Raw genomic sequence first — 26,063 nt, 5'->3', positions numbered from 1 at the left:
CAATTGACTAAAACGTGCTCATTAACTCCACAACCGTTCAATATTGTTGAAAGCCTCAACTGTCATGAGAAATTCAATAGATTCAGATAAAAAGAATTGCCGTGGCGGATAAAAGCTGTTATACTAGAAAAGATTGAAAAATGTAAAGGAGAACACATGTTACGAAAAGGTTCCTTAACAGGTTTGCTGTTATTTGGTATTTTCTTCGGTGCAGGGAATTTGATCTTTCCACCTGCGCTAGGTGCCCAGTCGGGTAGCCATTTTTGGCCAGCTATTGCTGGATTTGTCTTATCAGGAGTAGGGATTGCGATTATTACCTTGATTGTTGGTACACTCAATCCTAAAGGGTATATCCATGAGATTTCACGAAAAATTGCTCCTTGGTTTGCCATCGTTTATCTGGTAGCCTTGTATCTGTCTATTGGTCCCTTCTTTGCCATTCCAAGAACAGCTACTGTTTCTTACGAGGTTGGTATCGCTCCACTGTTAGGACAATCAAGTGGTAGACTGAGTCTCTTTATGTTTACCTTGATTTATTTCTGTTTGGCCTATTTGATTGCCTTGTATCCTTCTAAAATCCTAGATAGTATTGGTCGGATTTTAACACCTGTCTTTGCTATCTTGATTGTTGTACTCGTTGTCCTTGGTGCTCTCAAGTACAGCGGACACGCGCCTCAAGTGGCAACAGAAGCCTACCAAGCATCTGCCTTTGGTCAAGGTTTCCTTGAAGGGTATAACACCTTGGATGCTCTTGCTTCAGTAGCCTTTAGCGTCATTGCAGTGACTACTCTTAATCAACTTGGTTTCACCAGCAAGAAAGAATACATTAAAACGATCTGGATTGTTGGCATCGTTGTAGCCATTGGCTTTAGTATTTTGTATATTGGATTGGGTTATCTTGGAAATCACTTCCCAATTCCAGCAGAAGTGATGGCTTCCGATGCCAATAAGGGTGTTTATGTCCTTTCAGAAGCTACCAAGGCTATCTTTGGCCCAGTTGCTCAAATCTTCCTTGCAGGTATGGTGACGGTGACTTGTTTCACAACAACAGCCGGTTTGATCGTATCGACAGGGGAATTCTTCCATAAAACCTTCCCTAAAATTTCTTACAAGGTCTATGCAACTCTCTTTACCTTGATTGGATTCTCCATTGCCAATCTTGGTTTGAGTGCCATTATTGCCTATTCATTGCCTGTTTTGATGATCCTCTATCCAATCACCATTACTATTGTGTTAATTGTGATTGTAAATAAATTTACTCAATTATCAAAACCAGGAATGCAGCTGACTATGTTTCTAGTTAGCTTGGTTGCGATTGCAGATGTTCTGTCAAGTACCTTTAAACTTGCAGGACTAGCAAACATCATTAAGCACTTGCCGTTTGCTGCTCAATCCCTCCCATGGTTACTACCAGCAATAGTTGGTATTGTCCTTTCGCTTTTCTTGCCAAATAAACAAAGTGCAGAAGAGGAATAGGTAGTCAATTGAACTCCAAAGTTATGTTCTTTGGAGTTTTTGTTTGGTTTTGAAACTAGTTTCTAAATGAATATTTAATAATCAAAGCGTAGCAGAAATTTTTAATTTAGCTGTTGGAGTGTTATACTAGGTGTAGCATATCAATATACGGAGTGTTTTATGAATCAAATTGTTTTCTCCTTTACGGTCTTTCTGGCAGGCATTCTCTCCTTTTTCTCTCCCTGTGTCTTTCCATTGCTTCCGGTATATATCGGCGTCTTGCTAGGAAGCGATCAGGAAAAATCCGTTCAGATTTTTGGGAAAAAGATTCGCTGGCATGGGATTGTAAAGACCTTGTGTTTTATCGCAGGGATTTCTGTTATTTTCCTCCTCATTGGTTTTGGGGCAGGTTTGCTTGGTCAGATCATGTACACCAACTGGTTCCGTTACCTGATGGGAGCGTTGATCATTATCCTTGGTCTTCATCAGATGGAAGTCTTTCATTTTAATTTCCTAGAGAAACAGAAGACAATGGATTTCGGGGCAAACAAGCACAAGAATGAATTATTTTCAGCTTTTCTCCTTGGACTTGGTTTTAGCTTTGGATGGACGCCATGTATCGGTCCTGTTCTTGGCTCTGTACTTGCCTTAGCAGCATCCAATGGCCAAGATGCCCTTATGGGAGCCGTTTACCTTTTCATTTATACATTAGGGATGGCTATTCCATTCTTACTCCTAGCTCTAGCATCTGGAATCGTTCTCCCATACTTTAATCGTCTAAAACCTCATCTCTTGTTACTGAAGAAAATTGGTGGCTTGATCATCATCATTATGGGGATTTTGTTACTTTTGGGACAATTGAATAGCTTGTCTGCTATCTTTTCATAAATCAAATGGAGGTTTACTCATTATGAAAGTTATTAAATACGCTTGTTTTTCGCTTCTTTCTCTATCTATCCTGACTGCTTGCTCTATGAATCAGTCCGAAAGTGGCATGAACAATCAATCCATGGATAATCAATCAATGACCAACACAACCGCTAGCAAACATCCTTTAGTAGGAAAAGAAGCGAGTGACTTTGAGCTAAAGGATATGAAGGGGAACACGGTTAAACTTTCTGACTACAGAGGTAAAAAGGTTTACTTAAAATTCTGGGCGACTTGGTGTGGTCCTTGTCGCCAAAGCATGCCTGAACTCAATAAATTAGTTGAAGAAAAGGACCGGGACTTTGAGATTCTCACGGTTATGGCGCCTGGAATGCAAGGGGAAAAAACAGAAGATGAGTTTGTTGAATGGTTTGCCCAACAAGATTATCAATCAGTGCCTGTTTTGTACAATCCAGACGGATCTGCCTTTATGGATTACCAGGTTCGTTCGATCCCTACTGAGGTCTTTATCGATAGCCAAGGAAAGATTGGACATGTTCAATTAGGGGCTATTTCAAACGAAGATGCCAAGAAGATTATCAAAGAGTTGAAATAAAAAAATGAAGCGTAAAGCTTCATTTTTTTATTAGTTGCTTGCACCAGATGTAGCATCAGCAGCTGCGTCACCGTGTCCTCCAGCATCTGAAGCACCTGAAGTAGCGTCTGCATCCCCATGGCCGCCAGCAGGAGCAAATGGTCCGCTACCGCCTACTAAGCGTTGACCAGTTGTTTGAAGGTACCAGTCCAACCATGGCTGGAAGTTAAAGACAATTTCGTTGATACCAGCATATGAACCATCTGGATAGTACATAGCTTGATAGTTGTGAGTATTGATCACGCCTTCAGGAGACCCTGGAACAATTGTACGAACATATTCTTGGTTTCCGTTGCGAAGAGTACCGATGACCCATTCAACGTTTTTCATACGTGCTGGTGGAAGAGAACCGTGAACGGTTGACATCCGGCTACCTGATTGAGGTGGCACGCGTTTTGCAAACATGGTATCTGGATCTTGGTGGGCATTGTTGTAGTAGAGGAACTGGTTGTTATCATCAGCATATGTCAATTCGAAAGGCATAGCTTTCAAGAACATATCGATTTGATTAACAGTCAGGATACCGTGGTCCAATTTGACATAAGTATCGCCTGATACAGCACCTGTAATTTCTGCAACTTTTTCTACCCAATCTGGATCATCTGGGTCAACCTCAGTGATGGTAGTAGCGATTGGTTTTCCGCAATCCAAATCTTCTGGTTCAATTGGTTTTGGTTTTTTCAATTTAGAAACGACTCCTACGTATTTCACAAAGTTATCTAAACAAGTTTCAAGGAATTTAACTGTTCCTTCGTTCGTGATGTTACCATCTGCATCAAAAGCCTCTTTCGCTTTTCCGAGAAGGAATTCATTTCCTGGAAGGGTATAAGCATTGACACCTGGAGCATCTAGAATCTTACGAAGGTGGACTTGGGCACGAGAAGTCCCTTGGTCATAGTAAGAAGCACCCACAATCATGACAGGTTTGCTTTCAAAAGGATGCACTTCATAGGAGAGCCATTCTAAAACAGATTTTAGTCCTGCTGAAATAGTATGGTTGTGTTCAGGTGTTGCGATAATGACACCGTCAGCACGGGTAATTTTATTATTGAGGAGACGCAATTGGAAGCTTTCGTCCCATTTCTCATCTTGGTTAAACATTGGAACTTCATCGATTTCAAGAACTTCCAATTCAAATTTGATCTTGAAGTGACGACGGATGAATTCCAAAAGTTTGCGGTTATATGATTGGTCGTAGTTCGATCCTACAAGTCCTACAAATTTCATGCTAGTATGTCTCCTATCTTACAAGTTTTCCCAGTCGAAGTCTTCGGCATCTTTGCGAAGCAGTTCTTGAGCGTTGCGCAGTTTTTCAGTAACTTTTACAAAGATACGGAAGTCATCAAAGATGGCATCCAATTTCTTAATGACATCAAGGTCTACCAAGTCACCATTTTGATCAAACGCTTGAAGAGAGTGAGAAAGCAAGAATTCGTCTGGAAGGACAGTTGCTTTGATTTCTGGTGAGTTCAAGATTTGACGAAGCTGCAATTGCGCACGAGAAGAACCAAGTGTTCCATATGATGCACCTGTGATCATCACTGGCTTGCTTAAGAGCGGGTAGATTCCATAAGATAGCCAAGCAAGGGCGCTCATCAAGACAGCTGGGATGGAATGATCGTATTCTGGTGTGCCAATGATGACACCATCAGCTTCCTCGATTTTAGCAGCAATCTCTAAGATAGCTTCAGGGACTTGTTTGTTGGCTGGCTTGTTGAAGACAGGGATATCTTTGATCTCAACCAATTCAATTTCAGCCTTATCAGCAAAATGCTTTTGCATGTATTGAAGTAGTTGGCGGTTTGTTGAACGTTTGGAGTTTGTTCCAACGATCGCAATAAGTTTTGTCATGGAAATTCCTTTCTGAAATTAAAATTACAAATAATCATGTAGCCCACTGGTATAGGCGAGGCGACCTGACTGATAGACGAGAATAGCATCCATGCCAGGTAAGGTTTCAACAATATTTAAAATGTTGGTCGGTTCTTCACCGAACAAGCGCGTGGTCCAAATCTCCCCATCGACTGATCGATCAGAAATAATCGTGAGACTTGCCAGTTCCGTTTCGATAGGATAGCCGGTTTGGGGATCAAAAATATGATGGAAGGACTGGCCATCTACTTCAAGATGACGAACATATGTACCAGATGTCACGACAGACTTATCTGTTACAGATAGAACTAGTAAATGTTCTCCTCTTGGAAGTTGAGGATTTTGAATCCCAATCCGCCAAGGCCGATGACTGACAGGATTTTGACCAAGGGTAAGGATATTGCCCCCCAAATCAATTAAAGCCTGCTCGATCCCCTGACTCCTGAGATAACTAGCTAGTAAATCCGCACTAAATCCCTTAGCTAAAGCGCCTAGATCAATTTTCATCCCTTTTCTTTTGAGAAAAACAGTTTGTTGATTCGGATCTAAGCAAATCTGATGAGGGTCAATGACTGTTAGGGCTTGTTCAATTTCTACTTGATCAGGCTTCCTAGCATCTGAAAAACCAATTCTCCAGGTTTGTACAAGTGGACCAATCGCAATGTTTAAATGACTTCCTTGCGCCTGACTATGGCTGGTTCCTAGAGCAATCAGTGAAAAAAGATCTGGATGAACCTTTACGGGTTCAATGCCAGCTTTTTGATTGACCTCCATCAATTCAGAAGAAGAGTCATTGGCACTAAAGCGATGCTCATAGGATCGCAGGAGACTAAAGCAATCGGCCAGTATTTGGTCAGCTTGTTGATGAGAAATCGAAACGGTTATGGTGGAGCCCATTAGGCGTTCTGATCGACTAGTTAGTTCCACAAATAGTAAACCACCTTTCCAATATTCACCTACTTCAAGTTTAACAAAAAGAAAGCCATTTCACAATCCCCCCGAGCAAATTTATTGACATTTTTCAGGACTTATGCAAATGGTTTTGAAAATAATATCACAAATTGTAAGCAAAAAAATTGGAAACGATACCATTTTTATGTTATAATTGTATGGTAAATAAAATTAAAGGTAGGATTATTTCTATGAGTAAAATCGTAGTTGTGGGTGCTAACCACGCTGGAACTGCATGTATCAACACAATGTTGGATAATTTTGGAAACGAAAATGAAATCGTTGTTTTTGACCAAAACTCAAACATCTCATTCCTTGGATGCGGAATGGCTCTTTGGATTGGTGAACAAATTGATGGACCTGAAGGCTTGTTCTATTCTGATAAAGAAAAATTAGAAGCTAAAGGCGCTAAAGTTTACATGAACTCTCCAGTTCTTTCAATTGATTACGACAACAAAGTTGTGACTGCAGAAGTCGAAGGTAAAGAACACAAAGAATCATATGAAAAATTGATCTTCGCAACTGGTTCCACTCCAATCTTGCCACCAATCGAAGGTGTTGAAATTGTTAAAGGTAACCGTGAATTCAAAGCAACTCTTGAAAACGTACAATTCGTTAAATTGTACCAAAATGCTGAAGAAGTTATTAACAAACTTGAAGATAAGAGCAAACACCTTGAGCGTATCGCTGTTGTCGGTGGTGGATACATCGGTGTTGAACTTGCTGAAGCTTTCGAACGTCTTGGAAAAGAAGTGGTCCTTGTTGATATCGTTGACACTGTATTGAACGGATACTATGACAAAGACTTCACACAAATGATGGCTAAAAACTTGGAAGACCACAACATCCGTTTGGCACTTGGTCAAACTGTTAAAGCTATCGAAGGTGACGATAAAGTAGAACGCTTGATCACTGACAAAGAAACATTTGATGTAGATATGGTTATCCTTGCAGTTGGTTTCCGCCCAAACACTGCACTTGCTGATGGTAAGATCGAACTCTTCCGTAACGGTGCCTTCCTTGTAGACAAGAAACAAGAAACTTCTATCCCAGGTGTATTCGCTGTAGGTGACTGTGCGACTGTTTATGACAATGCTCGTAAAGACACTAGCTACATTGCTCTTGCATCAAACGCGGTACGTACTGGTATCGTAGGTGCTTATAACGCTTGCGGACATGAGCTTGAAGGAATCGGTGTGCAAGGTTCTAACGGTATCTCTATCTATGGTCTTCACATGGTTTCAACTGGTTTGACTCTTGAAAAAGCAAAAGCAGCAGGATACAACGCTGTTGAAACTGGCTTCAACGATCTTCAAAAACCAGAATTTATCAAACATGACAACCATGAAGTTGCTATCAAGATCGTTTATGATCAAGATAGTCGTGAAATCCTTGGTGCCCAAATGGTATCACGCGATGCTGCAATCTCAATGGGTATCCACATGTTCTCATTGGCAATTCAAGAACATGTAACAATTGAAAAATTGGCTTTGACAGACTTGTTCTTCTTACCACACTTCAACAAACCATACAACTACATCACAATGGCAGCACTTACTGCTAAATAATGTTGTCCCAAAAACGCTCATTCGAGCGTTTTTTTGATGATCTTATACTCAGGAGCTACGAAAAATAGTATAATAAAGACAATCAATCTTGGAGTTTAAGAAAATTTATGAAACAAAGTCAGCAAATCAAAAAAGAATTTAAATCAACCTCAAGATCTATTTTATCTCAGGTTAGCAGAGGTGCTTTAGTGGGACTCGTAGTTGGCGCGATCGTCTCGAGTTTTCGTTTTTTTATTGAGCATTTCTTTCATTTTGTTCAGGGGTTATATAAAGATCTTGGAAGAAGTCCGATCAATTGGATCATCATCCTCTCTATGTATCTTTTTATTATTCTATTAGCAAGCCAACTGATCAAAAAGAACCAAAACGTAAAGGGCTCCGGTATTCCCCAAGTTGAAGCAGAATTAAAAGGATTACTTCAAATAGATTGGTGGACCACACTTTGGCAGAAATACATTTTAGGAATCCTAGCAATTGCAAGTGGCTTGATGTTAGGTCGTGAGGGTCCAAGTATCCAGCTTGGCGCCATGGGAGGAAAGGGCTTGTCTAAAAAACTTGCTCTTAGTCCAGTAGAAGAAAGGGCCTTGATTGCAAGTGGGTCTGCAGCAGGTTTGGCAGCAGCTTTCAACGCTCCGATTGCGGGTCTTCTCTTTGTAGTAGAAGAAGTTTATCATCACTTTTCTCGAGTCTTCTGGGTATCTACCTTGGCTGCTAGTTTGGTCGCCAACTTTGTCTCTCTCAACGTTTTCGGTCAAACTCCTGTTTTAAACATGCCCGATCACATCCCCCATATCGATTTATCCAGCTATTGGATTTTTCTTGCCATGGGTATTTTTCTCGGACTATCTGGCTATCTCTATGAAATAGCTGTTTTAAATATTGGACGTGTCTATGAAAAACTAGGCAACTGGCTTCATGTAACAGCTCCTTATCGTTCCATCTTTGCCTTTCTTTTGATTCTACCAATTGGTTTCTATTTCCCTCATCTACTGGGAGGTGGTCACCACTTAGTTTTAGACCTAGCCCACATTCCTCTTAGCGTCCAGACCTTGTTCCTTTATTTTGCTATTCGTTTTATCTGGAGTATGATCAGTTACGGTAGTGGTCTTCCTGGTGGCATCTTTCTTCCGATTCTAGCTCTTGGCTCTGTCTTAGGAGCCTTGGTTGCTACAGTGTTATTGCAGTTTGGTCTCATACATTCTAATCAACTCCCCTTGTTTGTCATTTTAGGAATGAGTGGTTATTTCAGTGCCATTTCAAAAGCGCCCTTGACAGCCATGATTCTAGTGACCGAAATGGTAGGAGATATTCGGACTTTGATGCCGATTGGCTTGGTGACTTTGACAGCTTACATTACCATGGATCTAGTAAAAGGAGCTCCTGTCTACGAAGCCATGCTGGAGCAATTGATGCCTGAGGTGACCAGCGGTTCAGATGTCTTAACCCTGATCGAAATTCCAGTATCAGAGAAAATAGCAGGCCGTCAGGTTCGAGATTTAGACCTACCGAGGGACCTCCTGATCACAACTCATCAGCATAATGGCAAAAATAGTACAGTACATGGTAGCACCCGCCTCTATCTAGGAGATAGCATCTACTTGGTAGTAAAAGAGACAGACATTGGTCGCGTGAAAGAATTGCTCCTCTAATTCATTTTATTAAAGTTTTCTGACAATTGTTGAAAAATGAGAAAATCTTTGCTATAATAGACCACGTAAAAAACGAATCTAGGAGAAAAGACTCATGAAAAAACTTGCAGTAGCACTCTTATCAGTCGCTTTATTAGCAGGCTGTGCCAATACATCTTCAAAAAACACAACTACGAATATTTCCTCTTCGACAGTGAAATTGTCTAAAGAAGACCAAAAAGCCTTGGATCAAGCGACAAGTGAATACAAGGAGTTTGTACAAGGCCAAATCGATCAATTGTTAAAAGATACAGAGGAATTTCAAAGAGTCCTCAAAAGTGGTGATTTAGAAGAAGCCAAGAAGGTCTATCCTTTGATTCGGATGTCTTATGAACGCTCTGAACCGATCGCTGAAAGCTTTGGGGAGTCTGATGTCAAGATTGACTTCCGTTTAGTTGACTATGTTGACGAAAACAAATCAGAAGAAGGTTGGTCTGGCTTCCACCGTATCGAACGCATCTTGTGGGAAGAAAACACCACCGAGGGAACAGAAAAATATGCAGAGCAATTGGTCAATGATATCAAAGAGCTGAAAGCTAAGATTGCGACAGTAGAAGTGACGCCAGATTTGATGTTGACTGGTGCGGTTGACCTCTTGAATGAAGTGGCGACACAAAAAATCACTGGGGAAGAAGAAATTTTCTCTCATACAGATCTCTATGACTTCCGTGCCAATATCGAAGGGGCTGAGAAGATCTTTGCTCTCTTCAAACCTCTTATTGAGAAGAAGGATGCCAAGCTAGTGAAAACCCTTGAAACAGAATTCAAGGCGGTGAATGACCTGTTAGACAAATATATGACAGATGATTCCAACTATAAATCATATACAGATCTAACAGAAAAAGATACCAAAGAACTAGCAGAAGCAGTTACAAAATTGGGGGAACCACTCTCTCAAATGGGAATCATTTTAAACGGTAAATAACAATGACAAAAGACGATAAATTTTTTGAAAAGAAGATGGATCGTCGCGAATTTCTGAAAAAAGCAGGTATTGGGGGAGCAGGCTTAGCACTTGGTCTATCCGGTGCTTCTGCTTTTTTCGCTAATAAGGAGCAAGGCTCCAGGAATATCGCAGACGGTCAAGAAGAAATTAGTTTTTACGGTAAGCATCAGGCAGGGATTACCACGCCCATGCAGAAGAATATCTATTTTGTGGTGCTGGATCTCCGGACGACAGATAAAAACGAATTGATTCAGTTGTTTAAAGAATGGACAGATTATAGCCAGAAATTAGTCAATGGCGAACTGGTCAAAAAGGATGGTTCCAACGCTCTCTTGCCACCAAGTGACACTGGGGAAACTGTCGGACTAAATCCTTACCGCCTCACCCTAACCTTTGGTGTTTCAGCAAGCTTTTTGACCAAACTAGGTCTTGAGAAGAAGCGTCCCAAACTCTTCCGGGATCTGCCAGCTTTTCCTAAGGAACAGTTGAGAGAGCAGTATACGGGTGGTGATATCGTTATCCAAGCATGTGCAGATGATGAGCAAGTGGCCTTTCATGCTGTCCGCAATCTGATCCGTAAAGGACGGAACAAGGTGACCATGAAGTGGAGCCAATCAGGATTTGCTGCTATTGGGGATCGCATGGAAACACCCCGAAACCTCTTTGGCTTCAAGGATGGGACTGCCAATGTTACGACAGAGAAAGATTTTGATAAGGTCGTTTGGGCTGATAGTCAAGACTGGATGAAAAACGGTTCTTATATGGCTGTCCGCCGGATTATCATGCACCTAGAGACCTGGGACCGGACCAACCTGCAGGAGCAAGAAAACACCTTTGGCCGCTATAAAGAAAGTGGCGCACCATTTGGAAAGAAAAACGAGTTTGACGAAGTGGACCTCTCCCTCTTACCAGTTGACTCACATGTCCGTTTGGCCAAAGAAGTGGATCTGCCAATTTTGCGACGCTCTTATTCTTACTCTGATGGGATTGATCCGAAAACGGGGCAGTTTGATGCAGGATTGCTTTTTATTGCCTTTCAAAAGGATCCAGACCGCTTTGTGAAAATCCAAACCAATCTTGGGGCAGACGATAAGATGAATGAATATGTGACCCATATTGGCAGTGGCCTCTTTGCCTGCTTCGGAGGTGTGAAGGAAGGAGGGTACATTGGTCAAGACTTATTTGAATAAATTATTAGTCGTCCTAGTAGCCTGTCTCTTTTTCATCGTCACCCCTGTCCAAGCCGAGTCTTATAGTGATCTCTTTATCAAAATCACTGATGCAACGACAGCAGTTCGGGATAAGGATCAAGAAAAAGCTCACACTCTTGTCGCAGAGATAAAAGAAGAATTTCTGAAGAAAGCCAATCATGATTCCAAGGCAGGAAAAGAAGTCCAGAAAAGTCTGGACTTGGAAGGCGAGATCACAGAAAAGCAATTGGTGACTGTCTCCACTTCCTTGCTAGCCTTTGAAAAAGAGCAAAATCCAGTCGATCTGGATGCTGAAAAAGAGAAGCTAGAAACTCGTTTGAAACCTTACTTTGAGAAGCTTCAAGAGGCGATCACAGCAAAGGATCTCCAAAAGACACGAAAGGCTTACGCTGATTTAAACAACACCTGGACCCGGAATGAAGCGGTTGTCAGAGATCACAGTACCGCTTATTACGGAAAAGTAGAAACAGCCATTTCCTTCTTGAGAAGTGCGATCGAAACAGAGCCTACAAACTTTGACTCCATCCAATCTTCTTACAATGACCTAAAAAATGTGTTGGATCAATTTATCAGTGGGGAAAAAATTGAGGAAACAAGCTCCAATTTGACCCTTTCAGACGGGATCAAGCTCCTTAAGAAAGCTCTGAGCCTCTTCCAAGCCAATGAACCTAGCCAAGCTAGTCAAGTCATGAAGGAGTTCATTACCATTTGGCCAACGATCGAGGGCGATGTCAGCACGACCAATCCTGGTCTCTATACTCGGGTGGAAAGTCAAAGTCCTGTCATCATGGTCAAGGGGAACGAAAGCAAGTATCAAAAGCAACTGGAAGCTCTGATTAGTGATCTATCTGCTATTGATACCACCGCTTCCTATACTGCGGTTGACGCTATGTTGATCCTCTTACGCGAGGGAGTCGAAGCGCTCTTGATTGTCATGGCTTTAGTGACCGTTCTCAAGTCAGCAAAACTATTCAAAGGCTTGAAATGGGTTTATGCAGGTGCTCTTCTAGGAATCCTGGCCAGTTCAGCCATTGCAGTAGCTCTTCAATTCTTATTCCCAGCTGTTACCTCGGCTTCCAACCGTGAGGTCATCGAAGGAGCAGTAGGGATCATCGCAGTAGGGATGATGATTGTCATTGGGATTTGGCTGCATCGCAAGTCCTCAGTAAAAAAATGGAACCAATTTATGGAAAGTCAGATGAAGGCTGTGACAGCAACTGGAAGTTTCATTTCCATGTTTGCCCTCAGTTTCTTAGCTGTTTTCCGTGAGGGAGCTGAAACCATTCTCTTCTATGTAGGAATCCTCCCTCGCATTCGCCCCTTTGATTTCTTCCTAGGAATTGGCTTGGCTCTTGCAGTTTTAGCCATTCTTGCCATTCTCATGACCAAGGCAAGCCATCTGGTCAAGCCACATAAGATTTTCTTCCTCCTGACTTGGATGATTTATGCCCTAGCCTTTAAGATGCTAGGGGTGAGCCTGCACGCGCTCCAATTAACCAACATGCTTCCAAATCATATCTTGAGTAATTTCCCAACCATCGATTGGGCGGGAATCTATCCGAGCTGGGAAGTTCTTGCTTGCCAAGTTCTATTCGTTCTTATTGTCGGGATTGTGACGGTGAAGCAACATGAAAAATGAAGATAGAAGGCTCACTATTGTAGAGCATTTAAGCGAGTTTAGACGACGCTTCATCGCTTGTATCCTTTGTTTTTTCCTTGTCTTTTGTGGAGCCCTCTTGTTTTCTGATCAGCTTTATGCCTATTTGACGGCTGGATTTCGAGAGAAACTCTTGGTCCTTGGCCCTAATGACATTTTAAGCATCTACCTTCAGTTGGCAAGCTTAATGGCTTTTACCATCACCCTGCCCTTCACCCTCTTTCAAGTCTGGCAATTTGTAAAGCCAGCTTTGAGAAAAGGAGAAGCAGGAGCTATTTTGCTCTATGTGCCCGCTAGTTTGATATGTTTCTTGCTAGGCTTGGTCTTTGGCTATTATCTAGTTAGTCCAGCTATCTTAGAGGTACTCTTAACGTTAGGACAAGGCCAGTTTACCATTCAGTTAACGGCACAGAACTACTTGGCCTTCATCTTTCATACGACAGTGCCTTTGGGTGTCTTGTTTGAATTGCCGGTCCTTGTAGCCTTTTTGACCTCGATTCATATCTTAACACCAGACTGGTTAAGGCGCTATCGTCGAATAGCCTACTTTCTATTGCTAGTACTGGCAGTCGTCCTGACGCCAGCTGATTTTATCAGTGATTTAGCAATGACCGTGCCTCTGATCTTGCTTTACGAAGTAAGTCTGGGTATCAGTCGCATCATCTACAACCGCATACAAAAAAGGAGATAAATATGGGAATTTTACGTGATATCGGTGCACCAGGACTGATTATAATCATCCTGGGAGCCCTCTTAATCTTTGGACCAAAGCGTTTGCCTGAGCTAGGGCACTCACTTGGGAAAATGTTCTCTGAATTCAAGTCAGCCGTCAACAATGGTGCTGCTGAAAAAGAAGAGGACAAAGAAAAGACTGGCAAGACTGAAGAAGAATAATAGCTTGCCTTTCATGATATTTTCTGACAGAACTATCTTTTGTTCTTTCATTTTCAATAATAGCAAAAGCAGGAGTAGATCGTTAAAACGATATCTAAGTATGAATCCTGCTTTTTGTTATTATTGAACCGTCTGAAAATTTTTGTAAATTACAAATTGAAAACAAATCAACTTTTGATAGCGTTTTCCTTGAATCTAAATTTGGCCAGGAGTATAATAGAGGGTGGAAAAAGTACATTAAAAAGGAGTGTGTCATGATGATCATTAGTGTGATTTTTGCTGTAGCTTACTTCTTGCTGGTTGCCCTTGTTGCGGCTCTTGTTTTCCGAGCGATAGGAAAAATATTTGAGCTCTTCGATGGCTACCTGATGTACCATTAAGAGATAAACAAGCCCACTCACTATGAGTGGTTTTTTACTATATGACGGAGATAATTATGAAAACGGAATATGAAAAGATGATTGCTGGCGAGTTTTACAGTCCCATGGATCCAGAATTGAGGAAGTTAGCACAAGAAGCTCGGACAAAGCAATTTGCCTTTAACCAAGAAGCAGACGGTGAGAAGCGGAGTCAACTTATAAAAAGTTGGTTCGGATCTACTGGAGAAAATCTATCCTTGCACCCCTTCTTGGCTTGTGACTATGGGGTCAATATCCACTTGGGAGAGAACTTTTATGCCAACTGGAACCTAACTATGCTGGATATCTGCCCAATCAGGATTGGTAATAACGCCATGATCGGTCCCAATTGCCAATTTCTTACCCCTCTCCATCCCCTAGATCCGCATGAACGGAATGCAGGAAAAGAATATGGAGCTCCGATAACGATTGGAGATAACTTCTGGGCGGGTGGTGGAGCTATCATCCTTCCAGGCGTTACCTTAGGCGATAATGTCGTCGTTGGAGCAGGAGCAGTGGTGACCAAATCCTTCGGGGATAATGTAGTCCTAGCTGGTAATCCAGCCAGAATCATTAAGGAAATAGAGGTGAAAGAGTGAAGTTTTACTTTATCGGAGGACTCGGAAGTAACGAAAATCATATAAGCGAATTTGCTCACTGCTTTCCATACCCCATCACCTATCTAGATCCCTATAAGGTAAAGCTGGAATCTTCCCAAGATTTAGTAGATTGGTTTGAAGCCCATACGGATTCTAATGAAAAGACTTGTATCATTGCCCATTCACTGGGTGGAGACTTGGCTCGATACCTAGCAACCAATGTTCCACAAATTACCCACCTGATTTTGCTAGATGGTGGCTATCTAGATATGGACCAGATCTTACCACTAGAGCAGGAAATCGAAGAGACACTCGCCTATCTGAAGCAACAGGTATTTCCAACTCTAGAGGAAGCTGTTGCAAGTGAACTTGGAGACACTGACAATCCTTCGCAAGCCGCTATAAAAGCTATTCAATCCAGTTATCGTTGGAATCCTGAACTCCATCATTATGAACTGGATATGGATCCACAAGCCGTTCTTTCCCTGCTGAGAGTCAGAAGGGAGCTTCGATCTTTTCAAGCTCCACTAACGGATACCAAGGCCTTATTCATCGGACCTAAATACGAAGAAGAGCCCGATTGGAGAACTATAGCACTTGAAAATTTGGATCCTTCTATTATGAAGGTACTCTTAAAGGATCACGGTCACGATTTTTATACAGCAGTTCCTGAGCTTGTCAGCAAAAAAATCATCAATTGGCTTCAGATTTGTTCATAAATAACTCAAATATAGAAGTTTCTCTAACTAATCGTCTAGTAATTTCCGAACATTAATTCAATAATCAGCATTCTAATTGAATCGACTCCGTATCTTTGCTATAATCTTGAATGGAAACGTCGGAAGGCGTAGTGATGACGCATCACGATTTAAAATTTAGAAACGAGATTCCAATCCGAATGTTAAACGAATTTCCAATCTTTGATTACGAAGATATTCAATTAATCCCTAACAAGTGTATTATCAAAAGTCGTGCAGAAGCTGACACGACCGTTCAGTTTGGTAAGCACACCTTCAAGCTACCAGTGGTACCTGCCAACATGCAGACTATCCTGGATGAGGATGTGGCCGAGCAACTGGCTAAAGGGGGATATTTTTACATTATGCACCGCTTTGACGAAGCTGGTCGCATTCCCTTTATCAAACGTATGCACGATCAGGGCTTAATTGCTTCCATTTCAGTTGGAGTAAAAGACTATGAGTACGACTTTGTGACTCAACTCAAGGACGATGCCCCTGAATACATCACCATCGATATCGCTCACGGACACTCAGATAGTGTCATCCAAATGATCCAGCATATCAAGAAGGAATTACCAGATACCTTTGTCATCGCAGGAAATGTCGGAACTCCAGAAGCTGTTCGCGAGTTGGAAAACGCTGGAGCAGATGCTACCAAGGTCGGGATCGGTCCTGGTAAGGTCTGTATTACCAAAGTGAAGACTGGATTTGGTACTGGCGGATGGCAGTTAGCTGCTCTTCGTTGGTGTTCAAAAGCAGCTCGCAAGCCGATTATTGCAGATGGTGGAATTCGGACCCATGGAGATATTGCGAAATCCATTCGTTTTGGTGCCAGCATGGTCATGATTGGCTCACTCTTTGCAGGTCACATTGAAAGCCCAGGTAAAACCGTTGAAGTCGACGGGGAATCCTTTAAAGAGTATTATGGATCTGCTTCCGAGTACCAAAAAGGGGCCTATAAGAATGTTGAAGGTAAGAGAATCCTTCTTCCAGCCAAAGGTCATCTGCAAGATACCTTGACAGAGATGGAGCAAGACTTGCAAAGTTCTATTTCCTATGCTGGAGGCCGCAAGGTTGCTGATCTCAAGCATGTCGATTATGTCATCGTAAAGAATTCAATCTGGAATGGTGACTCTCATTAAAACTACAATTACTTATTTATCTTGCGGATTGGCGCAAGGTCTCTACAAGGTGCCGGAACACCTAACAATAAGTAAGTCTAAGATTGATACAGGGACTCCTGTATTCACTAGAGGCTTACTTTGTAAGTCTCTATTTTTGTTCCAAAGTGTTTAGGAGAAAACATGAAATTATTAGAAGAACGTATTTTAAAAGACGGAAATGTCTTGGGAGAGAATATCCTTAAGGTTGATTCCTTCTTGACCCACCAAGTGGATTACCAGCTGATGAAAGAGATTGGGAAGTCATTTGCGAATCGCTTTAAAGATGCTGGACTGACTAAAGTTGTCACCATTGAGGCTTCCGGAATCGCTCCTGCCCTCTATGTCGCAGAGGCTTTAGAACTTCCTATGATCTTCGCTAAAAAAGCAAAGAATATTACGATGAATGAAGGGATTTTGACAGCAGAAGTCTATTCCTTTACCAAGCAAGTGACCAGTACCGTTTCCATTGCTGGCAAGTTTTTATCACCAGATGATCGCATCTTGATCATCGATGACTTTCTAGCAAATGGCCAAGCAGCTAAAGGCTTGATCCAGATTATCGAACAAGCTGGGGCACGTGTAGAAGCAGTTGGCATCGTCATTGAAAAATCCTTCCAAGAAGGCCGTGGACTGTTAGAAGAACTCGGCTACCCAGTTGTATCCCTAGCTCGTTTGGACCGTTTTGAAAATGGTCAAGTTGTATTCAAGGAGGCAGACATCTAATGCAAAAGCAAGAAAACCATTCACAGGCAGCCATTCTAGGCTTGCAGCACCTATTGGCCATGTATTCGGGTTCTATTTTAGTGCCAATCATGATTGCGGGTGCTTTGGGCTATAATGCCCACCAACTAACCTATCTGATCTCTACAGATATCTTTATGTGTGGGGTCGCTACCTTTCTGCAATTGCAGTTAAACAAACATTTCGGGATTGGTCTACCGGTCGTCCTCGGGGTGGCCTTCCAGTCTGTGGCACCTCTTAGCATGATTGGGGCTAGCCATGGTAGTGGGGCTATGTTTGGTGCCTTGATTGTTTCAGGGATTTACGTCGTTCTGGTCTCAGGATTCTTCTCTAAAATCGCCAACCTCTTCCCATCTATTGTGACAGGATCTGTCATTACCACAATCGGTTTGACCTTGATTCCAGTTGCGATTGGGAACATGGGAAACAATGCAGCAGAACCAACGGTTCAAAGTTTGTTTTTGGCCGTGATTACCATTCTCATCATTCTCGTGGTTAATATCTATACGACAGGCTTTATCAAATCCATCTCTATTTTGATTGGGTTGATCGTTGGGACAGCTATTGCAGCTTCTATGGGCTTGGTGGACTTTACGCCCGTGGATCAGGCCCCTATTCTTCATGTTCCAACACCGTTCTTCTTTGGAGCTCCTAAGTTTGAAATCACCTCAATCGTTATGATGTGTATCATCGCAACTGTTTCAATGGTGGAATCGACTGGTGTTTATCTTGCACTTTCGGATATTACAAAAGATCCAATTGATAGCACGCGCCTCCGTAATGGCTACCGCGCTGAAGGGTTGGCCGTACTTCTCGGTGGTATCTTCAATACCTTCCCTTACACTGGATTCTCACAAAACGTAGGCTTGGTGAAATTGTCTGGTATCAAGACTCGTCTTCCAATCTACTATGCAGCTGGCTTCCTCGTTCTCCTTGGTCTCCTTCCTAAGTTTGGAGCTTTGGCACAAATCATTCCAAGTCCAGTACTTGGTGGAGCCATGCTGGTTATGTTTGGTTTTGTATCTATTCAGGGGATGCAGATTCTGGCTCGTGTCGATTTTGAACACAATGAGCACAATTTCCTCATTGCGGCTGTATCGATAGCAGCAGGAGTCGGTTTGAACAATAGTACTCTCTTTAACGGCCTTCCAAGTGCATTTAAAATGTTCTTTGCAAATGGAATTGTCGTTGCCAGCGTCTTGGCAATTATTCTCAACGCCATCTTGAACCGCAACAAAAAATAATCTAAACAAACTGAGGATCTGTTAGATCTTCAGTTTTTTAATTTTTTTGACATTTAAGGAGACATATAGTAGAGTGGAAGAGAAAAATATAACTTGATAAGAAGAGAGTCCTACCATGTATTTAACCCATCATTTTAAAGAGCGCTTGCGCTTGTTTGTCAGTCTATTTATCCCTCTCCTGGTCTATCAACTTGCTAACTACTCTGCTAGTTTTGTTGATACAGCCATGACAGGACAATACAATACCTTGGACTTAGCTGGAGTTTCGACTGCCACTAGTCTTTGGAATCCCTTTTTTACCTTTTTAACGGGGATTGTGTCAGCTTTAACGCCAATTATCGGTCATCATTTAGGGCAGGGGAATAAAAAACGAATCGCTTCTGATTTTTATCAATTCATTTATCTCTCTTTTATGATGGCTGTCCTTTTGATTGCTTTTGTCTTGCTGATTGCACCGATTGTCTTAAGAAAAATTGGTTTAGAAAGTATCGTAGCTGGGATTGCAACCCATTATTTAGCCTTTCTATCTCTAGGAATTTTGCCCCTCTTACTCTTTAGTGTGGTCCGTTCCTTGCTGGATACGTTGGGCCTCACTCGCTTATCCATGTACCTCATGCTCCTCTTATTGCCTTTGAATGCTAGTTTTAACTACATGTTGATCTATGGAGCTTTTGGACTACCTGAGCTAGGAGGAGCAGGAGCGGGACTAGGGACATCCTTGGCCTACTGGGTCCTTCTCATCATTGCTTTTTTGATCCTCTTTAAGCACCCTAAAGTAGCTATCTACCAACTATGGAAGATTCAACCTCTCAATCTCAAAGAGATGAAAGAGACGATTCGATTGGGCTTACCGATTGGTGGAATTGTGTTTTCTGAAGTGATCATTTTCTCTGTAGTCGGCTTGCTCATGGCTAAATTCCCATCTATGACTATTGCCAGTCACCAGTCAGCCATGAATTTTTCAACTCTCATGTACGCTTTTCCAGCTAGCATCTCCAATACCATGGCTATTATTGTATCCTACGAGATTGGGGCTGATCGTCCCGATGTCGTTCGTCAATATTGCAGGATTGGAAGATGGACAGCGTTTGGGTTTGCCTTCTTTACCCTTGCTTTTCTTTATTTATATCGCTATCAAGTGGCAGGACTCTATGGAACTGACTTAAAATTTATTCATCAGACAGCCATTTTCATGACCTATAGTCTCCTTTTCCAAATAGCGGATACGGTCGCAGCACCAATTCAAGGGATTCTTCGGGGTTACAAGGACACTACCGTTCCCTTCCTACTTGGTGTCTTTAGTTACTGGTGTGTCTCTATTCCCTTGGGGATCTTTTTAGATCATGTCACTAACTTAGGTCCGTACGCCTACTGGATTGGTTTAATTTCGAGCATTGTCGTTAGTGGTATTTGTTACCAGATACGCCTATGGCAGATTCAAAAGAAATACCAAATTTCTTAAAAACAAAAACAACCAGAATACGCTTCTGGTTGTTTTGTTTATTTAGTGCGCATTTCACCTTGGGGGAAATAGGTTCCTTCAGGCATATCATTGATAATGACATGAACTGCAGATTGGGGAGCACCTGTATTCCGAACGACAGCCTCGGTTACTTCCTTGGCCAGAGCTTTCTTTTGTTCCAAGGTGCGCCCTTCGAATAAATCAATACGTACAAATGGCATTGCACCACCTCCTTCATAAATCTTAACCTTATTTTATCACATTTTACATAAAAAGGAGGAGCCTATGTAGATCCTACTAGTATAGATTCAATAACCATATAAAAATTTTTACCAATATTTAGTACTACCTACTTACATAGCTTCAGGAATTATGGTATAATTAATTTGTGAGAAGTGGTCTCTCACCATGCGTTTGTCATTTTGTCAGGGAAATGATAGACGCTTTTTTTATTCTCAAATTACGAAAAATATGTGGCAACCAAGTTAAATTTTTGCGTGATTGAACAAGAGAAGTGAGGCTCTATAGGATTCCGAATCATCTTCCTGAGGAAGCTTCCCATACAATGGAGAGACTTTCTATAAGTTGCCCTAATTTACGGCCCGTGTTATAATATAATGAAACACATTTTAGAGAGATCAGAAGGAAAATGGCACAATTATATTATAAATATGGGACGATGAACTCGGGGAAGACCATTGAAATTTTGAAGGTGGCCCATAATTATGAAGAGCAAGGTAAAAGCGTGGTCATCATGACCTCTGCCATCGATACGCGCGATGGATTTGGAGTTGTTTCTAGCCGGATTGGTATGAAACGGGAAGCCATCGCAATTGAAGACGAGACAGACATCTTCGGTTATATCCAAGGGCTAGAAGAAAAACCCTACTGTATCTTAATCGATGAAGCACAGTTTTTGAAACGTCACCATGTCTATGATCTTGCCAGAGTCGTTGATGAACTGGATGTGCCCGTCATGGCCTTTGGTTTAAAAAATGATTTCCGCAATGAACTCTTTGAGGGTTCTGAACATTTGCTGTTGCTAGCAGACAAGATCGAGGAGATCAAGACCATTTGTCAATACTGTTCTCGTAAAGCGACTATGGTCTTGCGTACGCAAGCGGGTAAACCTGTCTACGATGGAGAGCAGATCCAAATCGGTGGACATGAGACCTATATCTCCGTTTGCCGCAAGCATTATTTTAATCCGGACATACCAACTGAAAGCGTCTAGAACGTTTTAGAGAGGATAAAAATGTCTATTTGTTTAAAATATATTACAATTGAAAATTATTTTGACGTTTTAAATCTTGAAGTTCATCCAAACCAAAGGAATTTTATTGCATCCAATTCCATTAGTTTAGCTGAAGCTTATGTATATGATAAAAATGGTAATTTTATAGCTCCCTTAGCAGTTTATGATAAGGAAGTATTAGTTGGTTTTGTTATGATTGCCTATGACCGGAAAATTGGGATCAGTAAGGGGAACTACTTGTTATTTCGTTTTATGATAGATAAACGATTTCAAGGTTTAGGCTATTTTAAACCGACTATGGATGCAGTCATTGACTTTGTTCGAACAGAGCCAGCTGGAAAAGCAACAAGTCTTTGGTTATCTTATGAACCAGAAAATAAACATGCGAGATCTTGTTATCTCCATTTTGGATTTAAAGAAACTGGCCAAGTCATAGAAGACGAATTTGTAGCAATCTATGATCTAACAACCAAGAATTAAGGAGCAAACATGAATATCTATGATCAACTACAAGCTGTGGAAGACCGATACGAGGAGTTAGGAGAGTTATTGAGTGACCCAGATGTGGTCTCTGATACCAAACGCTTTATGGAGCTTTCAAAAGAAGAGGCTTCCACTCGCGACACAGTGACAGCCTACCGAGAGTACAAGCAAGTGCTTCAAAATATCGTCGATGCTGAAGAAATGATCAAGGAAGCAGGCGGAGATGCCGATTTGGAAGAAATGGCCAAGCAAGAGCTGAAAGATGCCAAGGCTGAAAAAGAAGAGTACGAAGAAAAACTGAAGATTTTACTTCTTCCAAAAGATCCAAACGATGACAAGAACATTATCTTGGAAATCCGTGGGGCAGCAGGAGGAGACGAAGCCCAGTTGTTTGCTGGCGACCTCTTGCAGATGTATCAAAAATATGCGGAAAGCCAAGGTTGGCGCTTTGAAGTCATGGAAGCTTCCTACAATGGCGTTGGTGGGATCAAAGAAGTAGTGGCCATGGTATCTGGTCAATCTGTCTATTCAAAACTCAAGTATGAATCTGGTGCCCACCGGGTACAACGCGTTCCTGTGACTGAAAGCCAAGGTCGTGTCCATACATCGACTGCCACAGTTCTGGTCATGCCAGAAATCGAAGAAGTCGAGTACGACATTGATCCAAAAGATCTTCGGATCGATATCTACCACGCATCTGGTGCGGGTGGACAAAACGTCAACAAGGTTGCAACAGCCGTTCGTATCGTCCACTTGCCAACCAATATCAAGGTAGAGATGCAGGAAGAACGGACCCAACAGAAGAACCGTGAAAAAGCCATGAAGATCATCCGTGCGCGTGTGGCTGACCACTTCGCTCAGATTGCCCAAGACGAGCAGGACGCTGAGCGGAAGTCTACTATCGGGACTGGTGACCGTTCAGAGCGGATCCGGACTTACAACTTCCCTCAAAACCGTGTGACCGATCACCGGATTGGCTTGACCCTTCAAAAACTGGATACTATCTTATCTGGTAAATTAGATGAAGTGGTCGATGCATTGGTCTTATATGATCAAACTCAAAAACTAGAAGAGTTAAACAAATAATGTTGTTGGGACCATTATTAGCCCAGTATGAAGAAGCATTAATAGCCGTTGGAGAGGAAGCAGAAAGCCTCTCCTTCGCATATCGTGCTTTAAAAAACTGGACCTTTACAGACTTTGTCCTTGCCTTGCAAAAAGAAGTGGAAGTAGAGGATCAGGCCTTGCTTGATTCCATCTTTGAGCAGTTGAAAAATCACGTCCCTGCCCAGTATATTATTGGGAGCGCCGAATTTTGTGGCCATGTTTTTACGGTTGATAAGCGCGTGCTGATTCCACGACCTGAAACGGAAGAATTGGTCGCTCTCATTCTGGAAGAAAATGATGGGGATACCTTACAAGTTCTGGATATCGGAACAGGTAGTGGCGCCATTGCGATTAGCTTAGCCCTTGCTAGACCTTCCTGGAAGATTCAAGCTAGTGATGTGTCAGAAAATGCTTTGGAGCTTGCTCAAGAAAATGCTAACCAGCTAGAAGCAGTAGTTGATTTCAAAACTTCAGATGTTCTGGACCAGATAGAAGGTACTTATGACCTGATTGTATCTAATCCTCCCTATATCTCTCGGGATGATGTAGATGAAGTTGGAGAGAACGTTTTAGCCTCTGAGCCCCACTTAGCCCTCTTTGCGGATAGAGACGGCTATGCTATCTACGAAAAGATTGCCCGGCAAGCACCAAGTGTTTTAACACCAGACGGAAAAATCTATCTAGAAATCGGCTATAAGCAAGGAGAAAAAGTAAAGGAACTCTTTCAAGAGGCTTTTCCCAACAAACGAGTTCGCGTTTTGAAAGACCAATTTGGACAGGATAGAATGGTGGTGGTGGACAATGGATCTATTTGAGAAAGAATTAGAAGCTGGTTATGCAGTTGTCTTACCGACTGAAACCGTCTATGGACTCTTTGCCAAGGCACTGGATGAAGCAGCGGTTAATCAGGTATACGCTCTAAAGCAGCGCCCCCGTGAGAAGGCTATGAACCTCAATGTTGCCAGCGAAGAAGAAATTCGATTTTATTCGAAGAATCAACCACACTACCTATCCAGATTGGTTGCAAGTTTTTTACCAGGCCCTTTAACCATCATCCTTGAGGCTAATGAAGAAGTCCCGTGCTGGATCAATTCTGGAATGGCTACGGTTGGCTTTCGGATGCCAGCCCATCCAAAGACGTTGGAATTAATTCGTAAAACAGGTCCCTTGATTGGACCTTCTGCCAATCTCTCAGGGAGAGCTAGCGGTACCCAGTGCCAGCAAATTCTTAAGGAACTTGGCCATGGTGTTTTAGGACTTGAAGACGATAGCTTTCTAACTGGGCAGGATTCAACTATTCTAGACCTCACAGGTCCTAAAGCTCGAATCTTGCGTCAGGGTGCCATTACACGTTCGGAGATACTTGAGCGTGTACCAGAGATTCCTTTTTAGGAGGAAAAAGATGTTACGTAACCTGTTATTAACGGATGTGGAAGCTTTGTGTCAGATTAACAAGCAAGCATTAGGCTATTCTTTTTCTACTGAGAAAACGGGCCAGCAACTAGCTAAATTATCCCAAGATTCACATCATTTTTTCATCGGGTTTGAAGATAGCGAGACCCAACAACTGCTTGGTTATGTTCATGCAGAAGTGTACCAATCTCTCTACTCAGAACCTGGTTTTAATATTTTGGCCTTAGCCGTTTTGCCCTGTCAACAAGGTAAAGGGATTGGTAAAACCTTGCTTCAAGGTTTAGAAGTAGAAGCCAATCAACGTGGGTACGCTTTTATTCGCTTGAATTCTGCAGATTACCGCACCGAAGCTCACGCCTTCTACGAACATGTCGGTTATAGCTGTGATAAGCTACAAAAACGTTTTATAAAATTTATTTAAGGAGAAGACCTATGATTTTTGACAAAGAAGATTTTAAAGCCTATGATGCAGATCTTTGGAATGCCATTGCCAAAGAAGAGGAACGTCAACAAAACAATATTGAATTAATCGCTTCTGAAAACGTGGTCTCCAAGGCGGTTATGGCTGCACAAGGGTCTATCCTGACCAATAAATACGCAGAAGGCTATCCGGGTCGTCGTTACTACGGTGGGACTGATGTCGTAGACGTCATCGAAAGCCTGGCCATCGAACGCGCTAAGGAAATTTTTGGGGCTAAGTTTGCCAATGTTCAACCTCATTCAGGAAGTCAGGCCAACTGTGCTGCCTATATGGCTTTGATAGAGCCTGGAGACACTGTTATGGGAATGGATCTGGCTGCAGGTGGGCATTTGACTCACGGAGCTTCTGTAAGCTTCTCAGGGCAAACTTATAACTTTGTATCTTATAGCGTAGATCCGGAAACAGAACTCTTAGATTTTGACGCTATCTTAAAACAAGCCCAAGAAGTCAAGCCAAAGTTGATTGTAGCAGGTGCTTCAGCCTACTCTCACATCATTGATTTCTCAAAATTCCGTGAGATTGCAGATGCGGTAGGAGCCAAACTCATGGTTGACATGGCCCATATCGCTGGGTTGGTCGCTGCAGGTCTTCATCCAAGCCCAGTTCCTTATGCTCACATCACGACTACGACGACTCACAAAACTCTTCGTGGCCCACGTGGCGGCTTGATTTTGACAAATGATGAAGATTTGGCTAAGAAGATTAATTCTGCCATCTTCCCTGGTATCCAAGGAGGACCACTAGAGCATGTCGTTGCAGCCAAAGCCGTTGCTTTCAAAGAAGCCCTCGATCCAGCCTTTAAAGAGTATGCCGCTAACGTGATTAAAAACAGTCAGGCCATGGCTGATGTCTTTTTACAAGATCCTGATTTCCGTGTTATTTCAGGCGGAACTGAGAACCACCTTTTCCTTGTTGATGTGACTAAAGTCGTTGAAAATGGGAAAGTGGCGCAAAACTTACTGGACGAGGTCAACATTACCCTCAATAAGAACTCCATCCCTTACGAAACCTTGTCTCCATTTAAGACTAGTGGGATTCGAATTGGGGCAGCAGCCATTACAGCCCGTGGCTTTGGTGTAGAGGAAAGCCGTACTGTGGCTGAACTGATGATCAAAACTTTAAAAAACGCAGATAACCCAACTGTATTAGAAGAAGTGCGTGGCCAAGTCAAATCCTTGACGGATGCCTTTCCACTTTATGAGGACTAAACCAT

28 protein-coding genes and 1 riboswitch are annotated in these 26,063 nt (G+C 42.2%); of the genes, 24 read left to right on the top strand and 4 right to left on the bottom strand.

What is annotated here, in order from left to right; all coding sequences use genetic code 11:
• Positions 1–156 precede the first annotated feature (156 nt).
• From brnQ to L0M85_RS02550, 3 genes are all read left to right on the top strand, one after another.
• Positions 157–1,476 carry a branched-chain amino acid transport system II carrier protein gene (gene brnQ, locus L0M85_RS02560; RefSeq protein WP_238656410.1) on the top strand — a complete coding sequence of 440 codons (1,320 nt, stop codon included), beginning with the start codon at positions 157–159 and terminating at the stop codon, positions 1,474–1,476.
• Between the two features lie 159 nt (positions 1,477–1,635).
• Positions 1,636–2,343 carry a thiol-disulfide oxidoreductase-associated membrane protein CcdA2 gene (ccdA2, locus tag L0M85_RS02555; RefSeq protein ID WP_006596323.1) on the top strand — a complete coding sequence of 236 codons (708 nt, stop codon included), beginning with the start codon at positions 1,636–1,638 and terminating at the stop codon, positions 2,341–2,343.
• 22 nt (positions 2,344–2,365) lie between these two features.
• Positions 2,366–2,938, top strand: coding sequence for a TlpA disulfide reductase family protein (locus L0M85_RS02550; RefSeq protein ID WP_238656409.1), 573 nt, complete (start codon positions 2,366–2,368; stop codon positions 2,936–2,938).
• 30 nt (positions 2,939–2,968) lie between these two features.
• On the opposite strand, the gene L0M85_RS02545 is transcribed toward L0M85_RS02550, so the two are convergent.
• Genes L0M85_RS02545 through L0M85_RS02535 form a run of 3 tightly spaced genes read right to left on the bottom strand, consistent with a single transcriptional unit; the run spans position 2,969 to position 5,776 of the window.
• On the bottom strand, positions 2,969–4,204 hold the full coding sequence (locus tag L0M85_RS02545; protein ID WP_126404272.1) for an NAD(P)H-dependent oxidoreductase: 1,236 nt from the start codon (positions 4,202–4,204) through the stop codon (positions 2,969–2,971).
• Positions 4,205–4,222: 18 nt separating this feature from the next.
• The gene (locus L0M85_RS02540) at positions 4,223–4,828 is read right to left on the bottom strand and encodes an NADPH-dependent FMN reductase (RefSeq protein WP_006596326.1); all 606 of its coding nucleotides are present in this window, start codon (positions 4,826–4,828) and stop codon (positions 4,223–4,225) included.
• Positions 4,829–4,852: 24 nt separating this feature from the next.
• Positions 4,853–5,776 carry an FAD:protein FMN transferase gene (locus tag L0M85_RS02535; protein ID WP_342751243.1) on the bottom strand — a complete coding sequence of 308 codons (924 nt, stop codon included), beginning with the start codon at positions 5,774–5,776 and terminating at the stop codon, positions 4,853–4,855.
• A gap of 215 nt (positions 5,777–5,991) precedes the next feature.
• Between L0M85_RS02535 and L0M85_RS02530 the strand changes: the two genes are divergently transcribed.
• From L0M85_RS02530 to L0M85_RS02470, 14 genes are all read left to right on the top strand, one after another.
• The gene (locus tag L0M85_RS02530) at positions 5,992–7,368 is read left to right on the top strand and encodes an FAD-dependent oxidoreductase (RefSeq protein WP_238656408.1); all 1,377 of its coding nucleotides are present in this window, start codon (positions 5,992–5,994) and stop codon (positions 7,366–7,368) included.
• A gap of 107 nt (positions 7,369–7,475) precedes the next feature.
• The gene (locus tag L0M85_RS02525; RefSeq protein ID WP_238656407.1) at positions 7,476–9,017 is read left to right on the top strand and encodes a chloride channel protein; all 1,542 of its coding nucleotides are present in this window, start codon (positions 7,476–7,478) and stop codon (positions 9,015–9,017) included.
• Positions 9,018–9,111: 94 nt separating this feature from the next.
• Entirely contained in the window at positions 9,112–9,981 is an 870-nt protein-coding gene (efeO, locus tag L0M85_RS02520; RefSeq protein WP_238656406.1) for an iron uptake system protein EfeO, read from the top strand.
• 2 nt (positions 9,982–9,983) lie between these two features.
• A complete protein-coding gene (efeB, locus tag L0M85_RS02515; protein WP_238656405.1) occupies positions 9,984–11,192 on the top strand; it encodes an iron uptake transporter deferrochelatase/peroxidase subunit in 1,209 nt (402 codons plus the stop codon).
• Positions 11,170–12,852, top strand: a complete 1,683-nt coding sequence (locus L0M85_RS02510) for an FTR1 family protein (protein ID WP_238656404.1) — start codon at positions 11,170–11,172, stop codon at positions 12,850–12,852. The genes efeB and L0M85_RS02510 overlap by 23 nt, the downstream gene beginning before the upstream one ends.
• Positions 12,842–13,561: a twin-arginine translocase subunit TatC gene (tatC, locus tag L0M85_RS02505; protein WP_238656403.1), complete on the top strand. Its 720-nt coding sequence runs from the start codon at positions 12,842–12,844 to the stop codon at positions 13,559–13,561. Before L0M85_RS02510 ends, tatC begins: the two co-directional genes overlap by 11 nt.
• Before the next feature lie 2 nt (positions 13,562–13,563).
• Complete coding sequence (locus L0M85_RS02500; RefSeq protein ID WP_156676812.1) at positions 13,564–13,764, top strand: twin-arginine translocase TatA/TatE family subunit; 201 nt, start codon at positions 13,564–13,566, stop codon at positions 13,762–13,764.
• Positions 13,765–14,018: 254 nt separating this feature from the next.
• The gene (locus L0M85_RS10015; protein ID WP_023023285.1) at positions 14,019–14,144 is read left to right on the top strand and encodes a hypothetical protein; all 126 of its coding nucleotides are present in this window, start codon (positions 14,019–14,021) and stop codon (positions 14,142–14,144) included.
• 56 nt (positions 14,145–14,200) lie between these two features.
• A complete protein-coding gene (locus L0M85_RS02495) occupies positions 14,201–14,761 on the top strand; it encodes a sugar O-acetyltransferase (protein WP_238656402.1) in 561 nt (186 codons plus the stop codon).
• Positions 14,758–15,480 carry an alpha/beta hydrolase gene (locus L0M85_RS02490; protein ID WP_238656401.1) on the top strand — a complete coding sequence of 241 codons (723 nt, stop codon included), beginning with the start codon at positions 14,758–14,760 and terminating at the stop codon, positions 15,478–15,480. Before L0M85_RS02495 ends, L0M85_RS02490 begins: the two co-directional genes overlap by 4 nt.
• A 179-nt stretch (positions 15,481–15,659) precedes the next feature.
• Positions 15,660–16,643 (top strand): GMP reductase, encoded by a 984-nt coding sequence (guaC, locus tag L0M85_RS02485; protein WP_238656400.1) that lies wholly within the window; start codon positions 15,660–15,662, stop codon positions 16,641–16,643.
• A riboswitch (purine riboswitch) is annotated at positions 16,636–16,731 on the top strand. It overlaps the preceding gene by 8 nt.
• A gap of 74 nt (positions 16,732–16,805) precedes the next feature.
• The gene (locus L0M85_RS02480; protein ID WP_238656399.1) at positions 16,806–17,387 is read left to right on the top strand and encodes a xanthine phosphoribosyltransferase; all 582 of its coding nucleotides are present in this window, start codon (positions 16,806–16,808) and stop codon (positions 17,385–17,387) included.
• Entirely contained in the window at positions 17,387–18,649 is a 1,263-nt protein-coding gene (locus tag L0M85_RS02475; protein WP_120701929.1) for a nucleobase:cation symporter-2 family protein, read from the top strand. The genes L0M85_RS02480 and L0M85_RS02475 overlap by 1 nt, the downstream gene beginning before the upstream one ends.
• 115 nt (positions 18,650–18,764) lie before the next feature.
• Positions 18,765–20,111, top strand: a complete 1,347-nt coding sequence (locus tag L0M85_RS02470) for an MATE family efflux transporter (protein ID WP_238656398.1) — start codon at positions 18,765–18,767, stop codon at positions 20,109–20,111.
• Positions 20,112–20,149: 38 nt separating this feature from the next.
• Here the strand turns inward: L0M85_RS02470 and L0M85_RS02465 are convergent, their stop codons facing one another.
• Positions 20,150–20,332, bottom strand: a complete 183-nt coding sequence (locus tag L0M85_RS02465; RefSeq protein WP_001117401.1) for a 4-oxalocrotonate tautomerase — start codon at positions 20,330–20,332, stop codon at positions 20,150–20,152.
• Between the two features lie 428 nt (positions 20,333–20,760).
• Here L0M85_RS02465 and L0M85_RS02460 point away from each other — a divergent pair, with 428 nt between their 5' ends.
• From L0M85_RS02460 to glyA, 7 genes are read left to right on the top strand one after another with little or no spacing between them, the layout of a single operon-like run.
• Entirely contained in the window at positions 20,761–21,345 is a 585-nt protein-coding gene (locus L0M85_RS02460; RefSeq protein WP_238656397.1) for a thymidine kinase, read from the top strand.
• Positions 21,346–21,366: 21 nt separating this feature from the next.
• Positions 21,367–21,846: a GNAT family N-acetyltransferase gene (locus L0M85_RS02455; protein ID WP_238656396.1), complete on the top strand. Its 480-nt coding sequence runs from the start codon at positions 21,367–21,369 to the stop codon at positions 21,844–21,846.
• Positions 21,847–21,855: 9 nt separating this feature from the next.
• On the top strand, positions 21,856–22,935 hold the full coding sequence (gene prfA / locus L0M85_RS02450; protein ID WP_003007273.1) for a peptide chain release factor 1: 1,080 nt from the start codon (positions 21,856–21,858) through the stop codon (positions 22,933–22,935).
• On the top strand, positions 22,935–23,771 hold the full coding sequence (gene prmC, locus L0M85_RS02445) for a peptide chain release factor N(5)-glutamine methyltransferase (protein WP_238656395.1): 837 nt from the start codon (positions 22,935–22,937) through the stop codon (positions 23,769–23,771). The genes prfA and prmC overlap by 1 nt, the downstream gene beginning before the upstream one ends.
• Entirely contained in the window at positions 23,758–24,348 is a 591-nt protein-coding gene (locus L0M85_RS02440) for an L-threonylcarbamoyladenylate synthase (protein WP_238656394.1), read from the top strand. Before prmC ends, L0M85_RS02440 begins: the two co-directional genes overlap by 14 nt.
• A gap of 10 nt (positions 24,349–24,358) precedes the next feature.
• The gene (locus L0M85_RS02435; protein ID WP_238656393.1) at positions 24,359–24,790 is read left to right on the top strand and encodes a GNAT family N-acetyltransferase; all 432 of its coding nucleotides are present in this window, start codon (positions 24,359–24,361) and stop codon (positions 24,788–24,790) included.
• An 11-nt stretch (positions 24,791–24,801) separates the two neighbouring features.
• Positions 24,802–26,058 (top strand): serine hydroxymethyltransferase, encoded by a 1,257-nt coding sequence (gene glyA, locus L0M85_RS02430; protein ID WP_238656392.1) that lies wholly within the window; start codon positions 24,802–24,804, stop codon positions 26,056–26,058.
• Positions 26,059–26,063: the final 5 nt, after the last annotated feature.

The organism is Streptococcus sp. DFI.7.26 (assembly GCF_022240605.1).
Classification (GTDB): Bacteria; Bacillota; Bacilli; order Lactobacillales; family Streptococcaceae; genus Streptococcus; species Streptococcus xiaochunlingii.
This window is presented reverse-complemented; position numbering and strand designations above follow the sequence as displayed.

Bases quoted from the DNA above. Each gene is read 5' to 3' on its own strand.
- brnQ (WP_238656410.1), top strand. From the start codon at position 157: ATGTTACGAAAAGGTTCCTTAACAGGTTTGCTGTTATTTGGTATTTTC.
- ccdA2 (WP_006596323.1), top strand. From the start codon at position 1,636: ATGAATCAAATTGTTTTCTCCTTTACGGTCTTTCTGGCAGGCATTCTC.
- L0M85_RS02550 (WP_238656409.1), top strand. From the start codon at position 2,366: ATGAAAGTTATTAAATACGCTTGTTTTTCGCTTCTTTCTCTATCTATC.
- L0M85_RS02545 (WP_126404272.1), bottom strand. From the start codon at position 4,204: ATGAAATTTGTAGGACTTGTAGGATCGAACTACGACCAATCATATAAC.
- L0M85_RS02540 (WP_006596326.1), bottom strand. From the start codon at position 4,828: ATGACAAAACTTATTGCGATCGTTGGAACAAACTCCAAACGTTCAACA.
- L0M85_RS02530 (WP_238656408.1), top strand. From the start codon at position 5,992: ATGAGTAAAATCGTAGTTGTGGGTGCTAACCACGCTGGAACTGCATGT.
- L0M85_RS02525 (WP_238656407.1), top strand. From the start codon at position 7,476: ATGAAACAAAGTCAGCAAATCAAAAAAGAATTTAAATCAACCTCAAGA.
- efeO (WP_238656406.1), top strand. From the start codon at position 9,112: ATGAAAAAACTTGCAGTAGCACTCTTATCAGTCGCTTTATTAGCAGGC.
- efeB (WP_238656405.1), top strand. From the start codon at position 9,984: ATGACAAAAGACGATAAATTTTTTGAAAAGAAGATGGATCGTCGCGAA.
- tatC (WP_238656403.1), top strand. From the start codon at position 12,842: ATGAAAAATGAAGATAGAAGGCTCACTATTGTAGAGCATTTAAGCGAG.
- L0M85_RS02500 (WP_156676812.1), top strand. From the start codon at position 13,564: ATGGGAATTTTACGTGATATCGGTGCACCAGGACTGATTATAATCATC.
- L0M85_RS10015 (WP_023023285.1), top strand. From the start codon at position 14,019: ATGATGATCATTAGTGTGATTTTTGCTGTAGCTTACTTCTTGCTGGTT.
- L0M85_RS02495 (WP_238656402.1), top strand. From the start codon at position 14,201: ATGAAAACGGAATATGAAAAGATGATTGCTGGCGAGTTTTACAGTCCC.
- guaC (WP_238656400.1), top strand. From the start codon at position 15,660: ATGTTAAACGAATTTCCAATCTTTGATTACGAAGATATTCAATTAATC.
- L0M85_RS02480 (WP_238656399.1), top strand. From the start codon at position 16,806: ATGAAATTATTAGAAGAACGTATTTTAAAAGACGGAAATGTCTTGGGA.
- L0M85_RS02475 (WP_120701929.1), top strand. From the start codon at position 17,387: ATGCAAAAGCAAGAAAACCATTCACAGGCAGCCATTCTAGGCTTGCAG.
- L0M85_RS02470 (WP_238656398.1), top strand. From the start codon at position 18,765: ATGTATTTAACCCATCATTTTAAAGAGCGCTTGCGCTTGTTTGTCAGT.
- L0M85_RS02465 (WP_001117401.1), bottom strand. From the start codon at position 20,332: ATGCCATTTGTACGTATTGATTTATTCGAAGGGCGCACCTTGGAACAA.
- L0M85_RS02460 (WP_238656397.1), top strand. From the start codon at position 20,761: ATGGCACAATTATATTATAAATATGGGACGATGAACTCGGGGAAGACC.
- L0M85_RS02455 (WP_238656396.1), top strand. From the start codon at position 21,367: ATGTCTATTTGTTTAAAATATATTACAATTGAAAATTATTTTGACGTT.
- prfA (WP_003007273.1), top strand. From the start codon at position 21,856: ATGAATATCTATGATCAACTACAAGCTGTGGAAGACCGATACGAGGAG.
- prmC (WP_238656395.1), top strand. From the start codon at position 22,935: ATGTTGTTGGGACCATTATTAGCCCAGTATGAAGAAGCATTAATAGCC.
- L0M85_RS02440 (WP_238656394.1), top strand. From the start codon at position 23,758: ATGGATCTATTTGAGAAAGAATTAGAAGCTGGTTATGCAGTTGTCTTA.
- L0M85_RS02435 (WP_238656393.1), top strand. From the start codon at position 24,359: ATGTTACGTAACCTGTTATTAACGGATGTGGAAGCTTTGTGTCAGATT.
- glyA (WP_238656392.1), top strand. From the start codon at position 24,802: ATGATTTTTGACAAAGAAGATTTTAAAGCCTATGATGCAGATCTTTGG.